The organism is Stenotrophomonas sp. NPDC077659 (assembly GCF_050268705.1).
Lineage (GTDB): Bacteria > Pseudomonadota > Gammaproteobacteria > Xanthomonadales > Xanthomonadaceae > Stenotrophomonas.
Genome location: NZ_JBNNHG010000169.1, coordinates 1 through 7510, shown reverse-complemented (window position 1 = coordinate 7510; position 7510 = coordinate 1). Strand labels below are relative to the sequence as shown.

Sequence of the window (7510 nt, the reverse complement as noted above, 5' to 3'; positions counted from 1 at the left end):
ATCGCGTGCCAGACCGGTTCGTAGGCCTGGCGTCCGAGGTCGCGCACCACCGCAGCCGGCCAGCGGCCGGCACTACCGGTTGCCGATACAATCGGCGCATGTCGACCGAACTGAAAACCCACCAACTGTCCATGACCGTGCTGATGTCACCGGACATGGCCAATTTCTCCGGCAAGGTCCACGGCGGCGCCATCCTGCGCCTGCTCGACCAGGTGGCCTACGCCTGCGCCAGCCGCTATGCGGGCAGTTACGTGGTCACCCTGTCGGTGGACCAGGTGATGTTCCGCCAGCCCATCGCGGTGGGCGAACTGGTCACCTTCCTAGCCTCGGTGAATCATACCGGCACCTCGTCGATGGAGATCGGCATCAAGGTGGTGGCCGAGGACATCCTCAAGCGCAGCGTGCGCCACGCCAACAGCTGCTTTTTCACCATGGTGGCCGTGGACGAGGAAGGCCGGCCGACGCCGGTGCCGACGCTGCAGCCGGCCAGTTCGGACGAGAAGCGCCGCCAGGCCGCGGCGCAGATCAGGCGCCAGCTGCGGCAGGAAATGGAACAGCGGCACTTGGAACTGCTGGCGTCCAATCCGCCGTCACCGGAGGATTGACCGCGAACCTGGTAGTGCCGGCCGCTGGCCGGCAACCTTGCGCGTGCTGCCGGACATCATGAGATTGCCGGCCAGCGGCCGGCACTACCCTTTCGGATTCGCAGGTCAACCGGTGTTCTGCACGCCCTGCGAAACGCCGTTCACGCAGGCCACCAGCGCCCGCAGCAGTTCGTCATCCTCGCGCCCGCTGGCCCGCCAGCGCTGCAGCAGATCCACCTGCAGCACGCTGATCGGATCCACGTAGGGATTGCGCAGGCGGATCGACAGCGCCAGCCGCGCATCGTGGTCGAGCAGGGTCTGCTGGCCCATCAGTGCCAGCAGCCAGTGCCGGGTCAGCTCGAGTTCCTGTTCGACCTGCGGGAAGAAGCGCGCGTGCAGATCGCCGGACAACTGCGAGAACTGCTCGGCAATGGTGATATCGCCCTTGGACAGCACCATCGCGATGTCGTCGAGGAAGGTACGGAAGAACGGCCAGTCACGCGCCATCCCGCGCAGCGTCTGCTCGTGGCCGGCATCCACCGCCGCCTGCAGGCCACTGCCCACCCCGTACCAGCCCGGAATGACCGCGCGCGCCTGGCTCCAGGCGAACACCCACGGAATCGCGCGCAGGTTGCCCAGCGCGGCGTCCTGGCCCAGCCGCCGCGACGGCCGCGAGCCCAGCGTCATCCGTTCGATCACATCGATCGGCGTAGCCGTGCGGAAGTAGTCCATGAAGCCCGTCTGGCCGACAAACGCGCGATAGACCTCGCTGCTGGAGGCGGACACGGCGTCCATCACCGGCCGCCAGTCGTCTTCGCGCGGCTCGGCGGCACGCGGGCGCAGACTGGCGCGCAGCACCGCGCCGGTGGCCTGTTCCAGCGACCGCAGCGCCAGCGCACGGATACCGTACTTGCGGTGGATCACCTCGCCCTGCTCGGTCACCCGCAGGCGGCCATCGATGCTGCCGCGCGGCGAAGCGTCCACGGCATGGGTGGTCTTGCCACCACCACGGCTGATCGAGCCGCCGCGGCCATGGAAGAAGGTCAGGCGGATGCCGGCCTCCGCGGCCACGTCCAGCAGTTCCACCTGCGCACGCTGCAGGCCCCAGCGCGACGCGGCGATACCTCCATCCTTGCTGCTGTCCGAGTACCCCAGCATCACCATCTGCACGTCATCGCGTGCTCGAAGATGCGCGCGGTACACCGGGTCCTCCAGCAGATCGCGAAGGGTGGCGGTGCCACGCTTGAGGTCGTCCACGGTTTCAAACAGCGGTGCGATGTCGAGCGGTACGCCGCCATCGGCATCGATCAGACCACCGCGCCGTGCCAGTGCCAGCACGGCCAGCACGTCGCCGCGATCATGCGCCATGGAAATGATGTAGCTGCCCAATGCGTCGCCGCCATGCCGCGCGCGCGCATCGGCCAGCGCCGCGAACACCGCATCCAGGCGCTGGTTGCCTTCGTCATCACTGCCGGGCAGTGCCGCTTCACCACTGGCATGTGGGCCCAGCAGGCGCGCACGGCCCAGCGCATCCAGCGCCTGCCAGGCGTCTTCGCCGCCCAGCACCGCAGCCAGCGCGCGTGCATGCACGCTCGATTCCTGGCGCACGTCCAGCCGCGCCAGATGGAAACCGAAGGTCTTCACCCGCCACAGCAGGCGCTGCACGGCGAAGCCACCGGCATGTTCGCCACGGTTGGCACGCAGGCTGTCCAGGATCAGCTGCAGATCGTCGATCAGTTCATCCGGGCCGGCGTACGCGCCTTCGCCATCATCCAGCGTGGCCTGCAGGCGCGCGCGCATGCGGTCATTGAGCAGGCGATACGGCATGTCGGCATGGCGCGGCCGCGACTGCACCTGCGGCAGCAGCTGCTGGTAATACGCAACGCGCGCCTGCAGCGCTTCACTCACGCCCACCCGCTCCGTGGACTGGCTGAGCAGGCCGGCCAACTGCAGCAGCTCCTTCTGGTAGCGCCCGAGCACGGCCTGGCGCTGCGCATCCAGCGTGTTGCGGATGGTGCCGGCATCCACGTTCGGATTGCCGTCCATGTCGCCGCCCACCCAAGTGCCGAAGCGCAGCAGCCGCGGCAGCGGCAGCTCCTCGCCGTAGGTATCGCGCAGCGCCTGCTGCAGCGATTCGTACAACACCGGAATCACCCGATACAGCACCTGCACCAGGTAGAAGCCAACGTGCTCGCGTTCGTCATCGACCGTGGGCCGCACCGGCGAGGAATCGGTGGTCTGCCAGGACGCGGTGAGTGCCATGCGGAAGCGCGCGGCATCGGCTGCAGCCTCGCCCGGCGTGCGCTGGCCATCCAGGTTGTCCACCAGGCTGGCCACCATCAGCTGTTCTTTTTCCAGCAGCGCGCGGCGCACCGCCTCGGTCGGGTGCGCGGTGAACACCGGTTCGATGTCGATTCGCGGCAGCCACTGCGCCAGTTCGTCCAGGCTCACGCCCTGCGCCTTCAGGTGCTGCAGTGCATCCTGCAGGCCATCGGGCTGTGCAGCGGCGGTACCGGCGCGCTGGTAATCGCGGCGGCGGCGGATGCGGTGCACGCGCTCGGCGATGTTGACCACCTGGAAGTACGTGCTGAACGCACGCACCATGGTTTCGGCCTGCTGCGGCGTGCGCCCGGCCAATCCATCGGCCAGCTCGGACAGCGGCGCCTGGTTCTCGCGGCGCGCGATGGCGCGGGTACGCACGTCCTCGACGTCGTCGAGAAACGCGGCGGACACCTGTTCAACCAGCAGGTCGCCGACCAGTGCACCCAGGCGGCGCACATCGTCGCGAAGCGGAAGATCGGGGGAAGCGAATTCGATGCTGCTGCGGTACTCGTTCATCGGCGACGCACAGGCCTCGGTCAACGGATCCAGGCCCCAAGCCTAAACCAGAACGGGCGTCGTTCTGCGATGCAAAAATGGTTTCATCTGCACGTATCGGCGCCAGGTAGAGTCGACCGTTGGTCGACTGCTCTTCTTTCAGCCACTGCAAATCCCGCGCTGCGCGCGATAGTCGACCAACGGTCGACTCTACCGCGTTGCAACCGGCGGCCCCCGTTGCAGGGGCCGCCATTACACACGCATCAGCGCTTCTTCTTCGCGTTGCCCTGCTGCACCGGGCCGATGGTCTGTTCCAGCCACCGCTCGCTCTCGGCCAGCATGGTCATGATCGACTCGCGTGCACGGTAGGCATGCGATTCGTTCGGCAGCATCACCAGCCGCGCGGTGCCACCGAGGCCCTTCACCGCAGCAAACATGCGCTCGCTCTGGATCGGGAACGTGCCGGAGTTGTTGTCGTCCACGCCGTGGATGAAGAGGATCGGATCCTTGATCCTGTCGGCGTAGTTGAACGGCGCCATCTTCTGGTAGACGTCCTGCGCCTGCCAGTAGTTGCGCTCCTCGGCCTGGAAACCGAACGGGGTGAGCGTGCGGTTGTAGGCACCGCTGCGGGCGATGCCGGCCTTGAACAGTCGGGTATGCGCCAGCAGGTTGGCGGTCATGAACGCACCGTAGGAATGGCCACCGATGGCGATGTGCCCGCGGTCGGTCACGCCACGACGCACCACCTCATCCACTGCGGCCTGTGCGTTGGCCACCAGCTGTTCGATGTAGGTGTCGTTGGGCTCCTTGTCGCCCTCACCAATGATTGGCATGGTCGGGCTGGCCAGCACCACGTAGCCCTTGGCCAGGAACGCCTGCGGCCCCCAGTAGCTGATCGCGTTGAAGCGGTAAGGCGAATCGGTTACCTGGCTGGCGGCGGCGGCACTCTTGAACTCACCCGGGTAGGCCCACATCAGCAGCGGGCGTGGGCCATCACGCTTGGGGTCATAGCCCGGCGGCAGCAGCAGCGTCGCGGTCAGGTCCACGCCATCGGCACGCTTGTAGCGGATCTGTTCCTTCTGCACGCCCTTCAGCTGCGGCAGCGGGTGGGCGAAACGGGTCAGCGCGCGCGGGGCGGCATCGGCCTGGGCCAGCGACTGCACGTAGAAGTTGGTCGGCTCATCCGGGCTTTCGCGGGTCAGCAGCAGCGACTCACCTTCCTGGTCCAGCAGCGCGACCGGTGCCGAATAGACCGGTGCCTGCGAGTGGAACAGGCGGGTGGCCTTGCGGCTTTCGATGTCGAAGCGGTCCACGAACGGACGGTCGCCTTCCGGCGACGCGCCCTGCCCGTACAGGAAGATGCTGCGGCCATCGGCGGTGGTCTGCAGCAGGCTGCGGCCATGCGCATCGCGCATCACGGCGGCACGACCCGGATCGTTGTAGCGGTCCTGCGCGTCGCGGTCCCACAGCAACTGCGGTGCCTGCGTCGCGTCGTCCGGGGTGATGCGCCAGGTCTTGGTGTTGCGCGTCTTCCACCACGATTCGCTGAGCAGGGCCAGATCGCCCCGGCCCCAGGTGATGCCACCGAAACGGCTGCCCAGCTCGGCCAGGGTCACCGGCGGCTTTTCGAAGGGGGCGGCCTGCATGAACACCGCGTCGCGCACCTTGGCGTCGCGGTTAGGGTCACCGCCATCCTGCGCTTCGGCCCAGACCAGAGTGGCCGGCGCATCGGCGCGCCAGCTGATGTCACGCACGCCGGTCACCTCGGCATCGTTGCCGGTCGGCAAGCCTTCCACCAGTGGGCGCGAAGCGACGCTGTGGGCCAGCTGGCCGTTGCGGTCGAGCACGTCGATGCGGCGCGGGAAGCTGCCCACCGGCACCACGTAGGAATAGGGCCGCTGCACGGTCTGGCTGAGCAGATAATGGCCATCCGGCGACGGCGACAGGCCCAGGTAGATGCCGGCCATGCCGATGGCACGGGCCTGTCCGTCCAGGCCGACCTGCATCGGCTGCGCACGCGCGTAGTAATCGAACAGGCGCGCGTCGGCTTCGTTCTTCAACAGATCCTGGTAAGTGCGGATGGACACCACGCCGCTGCTCCTGCCGGTCTGCTGCACGGCCGGGCCGGTCGGGATGCCATCGGCAGGCGGCGGATCACCGGCATTGGCCAGGCGGGTCATCACGATCAGGCCGCGGCTGTCGGGCAGCCACTGGTAACCGTCGCCGAACACCGTGTTGAGGTTGGCCTGCAGGCGGCGGGCACTGGCGTTGGCCACATCCACCAGCCACAGCTCGTTGGCACCGCTGGCGGCGTCGACCTGGTTGAAGGCCAGCCACTTCTGGTCGGGCGACCAGGCCAGGCCGGCGATCGACAGCTGCGGCGGCAGGCCGCTGATCTGCCGCTCCTTGCCGTCAGCCACGTTCATCAACCAGAGCTTCTGGCCGAAGCTGAAGCGGCTTTCAGAGAACGTGCGCGGGTTGATACGGATGCCGGCCAGCTTCAGTTCCGGCTGCGCCACCACCTGGATGGATGGCAGCGACGGCATCTGCATCAGCGCGGCCACGTCGCGGCGCGGCGAGAGCAACAGGCTGGGCGCACGCGGCGCATCGACCACCGCCTGCAGCGCGGCCGAGGGCAGCTCATAACCGGCCACGTCCCTGGCAGCGGCCACCTGCGGGCTGTCGGCCGACCAGGCCTGCGGGACCACTGCCAGCAGGGCCATGGACAGGACCAGGCCGGTCCAGCGCCGGCGGCGGCGCGCGTGCTTGCTCATCGTGCTTCCTGATGTGGATGTGTGAAGACCTTCGACCTTAACAGGCCGCCCCCCTGCCCCCATCTGCCGATGGTTGGGGGCCGCGATATACTGGGCGTTCTCCCCTGCCGAGGGGCGCTGCGACCGGAACCCATGAGGCCCGGCCAGGCTCGGTAAGGTGGCTTTGCAACAACGGCGCCCGGCTAGATGCGAGTACCCGCTCGCCCACAACCGGAGCTACTGCATGAACGCTGTTGCCAAGACCTTTTCCACCGAAGGTGATTACAAGATCCGCGACATTACCCTGGCCGACTGGGGCCGCAAGGAGTTGGACATCGCCGAGCACGAGATGCCGGGCCTGATGTCGATCCGCCGCAAGCACGCCACCAGCCTGCCGCTGCAGGGCGTGCGCGTGACCGGCTCGCTGCACATGACCATCCAGACCGCGGTGCTGATCGAGACCCTGAAGGACATCGGCGCCGACGTGCGCTGGGCCTCGTGCAACATCTTCTCGACCCAGGACCACGCCGCTGCGGCCATTGCCGCCACCGGCACCCCGGTGTTCGCCTGGAAGGGCGAAACCCTGGAAGAGTACTGGGACTGCACCCTGGACGCGCTGACCTTCACCCTGGCCGACGGTACCCTGACCGGCCCGGAACTGGTGGTCGACGACGGCGGTGACGTGACCCTGCTGATCCACAAGGGTTACGAACTGGAAAACGGCAGCGACTGGGTCAACACCGCCTCCTCCTCGCACGAAGAACAGGTCATCAAGAACCTGCTCAAGCGCGTTGCCACCGAGCGTCCGGGTTACTGGGGCCGCGTGGTGAAGGACTGGAAGGGCGTCTCCGAAGAGACCACCACCGGCGTGCACCGCCTGTACCAGCTGGCCCAGGCCGGCACCCTGCTGATCCCGGCGATCAACGTCAACGACTCGGTCACCAAGAGCAAGTTCGACAACCTGTACGGCTGCCGCGAGTCGCTGGCCGATGGCCTGAAGCGCGCGATGGACGTGATGCTGGCCGGCAAGGTCGCCGTGGTCTGCGGCTACGGCGACGTCGGCAAGGGCTGCGCCGCCTCGCTGCGTGCCTATGGTGCGCGCGTCATCGTCACCGAGATCGACCCGATCTGCGCCCTGCAGGCGGCGATGGAAGGCTATGAAGTCAACACCATCGAATCGACCTTGGGCCGTGCCGACCTGTACGTCACCACCACCGGCAACAAGGACATCATCCGCATCGAGCACCTGAGCGCGATGAAGGACCAGGCCATCGTCTGCAACATCGGCCACTTCGACAACGCCGCAGGCCCAGCGTGCCTTCATTGCGGCGGTCACCGGCCAGGTAATCCAGTACC

General features: G+C 67.3%; 4 protein-coding genes and 1 riboswitch. Of the genes, 2 read left to right on the top strand and 2 right to left on the bottom strand.

The features are described from left to right. The first annotated feature begins 98 nt into the window (after nucleotides 1–98). Nucleotides 99–605, top strand: coding sequence for an acyl-CoA thioesterase (locus tag ACQKDV_RS17150; protein ID WP_427785329.1), 507 nt, complete (start codon nucleotides 99–101; stop codon nucleotides 603–605). Between the two features lie 105 nt (nucleotides 606–710). Here the strand turns inward: ACQKDV_RS17150 and ppc are convergent, their stop codons facing one another. Further along, a complete protein-coding gene (gene ppc / locus ACQKDV_RS17145; protein WP_427785328.1) occupies nucleotides 711–3422 on the bottom strand; it encodes a phosphoenolpyruvate carboxylase in 2712 nt (903 codons plus the stop codon). A 242-nt stretch (nucleotides 3423–3664) separates the two neighbouring features. Beyond that, entirely contained in the window at nucleotides 3665–6175 is a 2511-nt protein-coding gene (locus tag ACQKDV_RS17140) for a S9 family peptidase (protein ID WP_427785327.1), read from the bottom strand. A gap of 103 nt (nucleotides 6176–6278) precedes the next feature. Further along, nucleotides 6279–6362, top strand: a riboswitch (S-adenosyl-L-homocysteine riboswitch). 36 nt (nucleotides 6363–6398) lie between these two features. On the opposite strand from ACQKDV_RS17140, the gene ACQKDV_RS17135 reads away from it, so the two are divergent. Continuing rightward, nucleotides 6399–7510, top strand: a 1112-nt coding sequence (locus tag ACQKDV_RS17135; protein WP_427785325.1) for an adenosylhomocysteinase, incomplete at its 3' end; no start/stop codon positions are given.

Excerpts from the sequence above, each read along its gene's own strand:
- ACQKDV_RS17150 (WP_427785329.1), top strand. The coding sequence starts at position 99 with ATGTCGACCGAACTGAAAACCCACCAACTGTCCATGACCGTGCTGATG.
- ppc (WP_427785328.1), bottom strand. The coding sequence starts at position 3,422 with ATGAACGAGTACCGCAGCAGCATCGAATTCGCTTCCCCCGATCTTCCG.
- ACQKDV_RS17140 (WP_427785327.1), bottom strand. The coding sequence starts at position 6,175 with ATGAGCAAGCACGCGCGCCGCCGCCGGCGCTGGACCGGCCTGGTCCTG.